The organism is Stenotrophomonas sp. P5_B8, from assembly GCF_054049855.1.
Genome location: NZ_JBFULO010000483.1, coordinates 1 through 2677 on the forward strand (window position 1 = coordinate 1; position 2677 = coordinate 2677).

The 2677-nt window shown below is 62.1% G+C and carries 2 protein-coding genes; one reads left to right on the top strand and one right to left on the bottom strand.

Going from position 1 to position 2677, the window contains the following annotated elements; translation table 11 throughout:
• On the bottom strand, positions 1–1470 hold a 1470-nt coding region (locus tag ACXJKH_RS18350; protein ID WP_457321493.1), incomplete at its 3' end, for an AAA family ATPase.
• 584 nt (positions 1471–2054) lie between these two features.
• Here ACXJKH_RS18350 and ACXJKH_RS18355 point away from each other — a divergent pair.
• The coding region (locus ACXJKH_RS18355) for a HEPN-associated N-terminal domain-containing protein (protein ID WP_457321495.1) at positions 2055–2677 on the top strand (623 nt) is incomplete at its 3' end.

Here is a 2677-nt window from a genome sequence, read left to right on the forward strand (position 1 = left end):
AGCCAGCGCTCCACGCAAGGCATGTGCCTCGCGAGACTGCGCGTCGGCACGTTCGATGAACTCGGCGACCTGCAGCAGCGCAGTCCATCCGCGGCGGTCGCCATCGACCCATGCGCCCAGCCAGGCACCTGTGGCGGCTGGGGGCAGTAGAGGCAACGCCGCCGCCTGCAGCTGGGCAGGACACGCGGCTGCCGCCGCCGTGACCACGCGACGCATCTCCTCCCACAGCACCCGCACCGCCTCGCTCAGTTGCGTGCGCAAGCCGGCCTCTTGCTGTTGGAGGGCGGCCAACTGCGCGAGCTGCTCTAGGCCCGCTCGTGCCTTGGCGAAGGGGTCCTGGGCCACCGCAGCTAACCCGGTTCCGCATGCGGGACAGGCGGTTGCGCCATCGGCCAGAGCCAGCACCGCCTCGTACAGCTTGGCATACGACACGTCACCGGCACGCGCGGCCAACTGCTCGGTGGCGGCCCGCCACAGGCCTTGAAGGCGGTACGCCTCGTCTAGCAAACCCTGCAGACGTGCCCGTGTCACTTCATGAACCGCTGGAGGGACGGCGACGAGTTGCGCCTGCACGTACGGAAGCCGCCCTTGTTGCTGAGGCGTGCCAAGCAGCCAGTCGACGCAGCCCTGGTACGTCGCGTCGGGCGGCATGCGTTGCGCCAACGCCTGTTCCATGCCCTCAATCGCTGCGATCTTCTGTGGATAGGCGGCAATCGTCTGTTCGGAATTCGCCAACTGCAAGCGCCGCTGCGCTAGCTGGGCGGCTTGGACTCCGGCAAGCATCAGGTCTTGGTCGAGAGTGGGATTGAAGCCGCGCACGAAGTCACTGAACTGATCCACGCCGAATAGGGTGGCAATGAGCTGTCGCTGGTCGCCCGGTGTACGGGCCGCGATGCGCGCGAAATCATCGAGGCGATTTTTCTCGATGAAGCAGAAGCGGTACTCCGCCTCGTCGGGCTGCACGACTTGGGCCCGCTCTGCCGCCCCGGAAGAGAGAACGGGCGTGACATGGCGCCGCAGCCGGGCGTTGTTACAGTAGGTACGCTGGTCGACTCGCTTGACCTGGGCTTCGCTGATGGACCCGAGCATCGCAACTTCCAGCGCCTCGCAGAAACTGCTCTTGCCCGTGCCATTGGCGCCATAGACCAAGGTGATGTCATGGCTGAGGTCGAACGTTTCTTGCCGCATGAACCCGCGGAACGGGCCCACCTCGAGCTGAAGAAGGCGACCAAGCGCCGGCCCAGCGTCGGGGCCGTGGCCGTCTCCTTGGTACGCCACCGGAGTTTGCGCCAAGTTGGCTATGGCCAGCGGCGCTAGGCGGCCGGATCGCCTGCGGCCCGCCGCGCCAACCTCAGCCAGTGACTGCAAGTGATTCAGCACCAGGTGCGCAAGTCGGCGCACATCGTCGTGCACTTGTCGCTGCGCCAGGTGCGCCAGGAAGCGGTGGTACTCGGAACGAATGCTCGCCATGCAGCCCCTCTACACAGAAGGACGCTGTCGGTTGCGCCCCCGGGTTTTGTTGATCAGCCGCCAGCGCCATGCTCACAGGCGGGTGTTGCTTCTATTCGTGATCGGCCGAATCGACCTAAGTGCACAAACTATGCACTAAAGGGGCCACATTTGGAGATTTGCTTAGCCTATGGTTTAAAAGCATAACCCTTCGACATGAACGAACTATGCGGTACATGTACACCATAGTTGGTACCTCAAACGCCTCGATCTGCACAAACTATGGCTCATTTTCGACACGAACTATGGTCTCCGACCCAATAGCGCCTTGCGCGTGCTGCCACGCCCCTCTGCAGCTTGAAGGACGCAGGCCCTTCAACTGGACACCCGGAACTGAATAGCCTCGGAGATGAGTAATTGCTACCCAGTGCCTGGGACCGGCTTAGGAGTTGGCCGTCTTTTGGGAAGCTGCCCCAAAGACCGGCCGCCGAGGAGCAAGGTTCGGGGAGCACGCTCGAGCGGGAGACCACTGTTCGCTGTGGCTATACTCGCGCCAGCATGGGGCGCTCGAGGGCGTAACGATGGGACGGGCAAAGCACGAATGGATGGAGGATCAGGAGAGAGGCTGGAGCTCTATCCAGCGGAGCACCTGCGAGGAATGTTTGAATCAGGAGGATGTCTGGCGACTGTCGAGAGCCAACATTGGCGAAGGCGAGTGCGACTACTGCGGCAGGTGCAACATCCTTGTTCTTCCTGTCGAACACGTCCAAGAACACCTCTATGAAGTGCTGGGAAGGTACTACGCCGAACCTGCAAACGCGGGCACTCCCTGGATGGAAGGAGCATGGATCGTACCCACCTTCGACACGGACGAGGTTCTGGAAAAGCTTGGCTTCTATCCGACCGACGAGCTGCGGGAGGATATTGTCGGGGCTGATGTAACTGGATACTGGGTTGAAGCTGCGCGCGGGCATTGGGCGGATGTCCAGGACGAGGAGCTCATGCTCCACTCTTGGAAGAGCTTCTCTTATGCGGTGAAGCATCAGACTCGATTCAACTTCCGAAACGTTTGTACCGATAGGGACTCGCAGGAGATACCCGTCGCCGACATGCTGGACGTCGTCGGTGGGGAAGTAGGCTCGCTGATCAGGACGCTCGATATTGGAACGGAACTCTACAGGGCAAGGTACCTTCCGGCCGACGGATCCGTGGCGGTATCAGCCTCGAC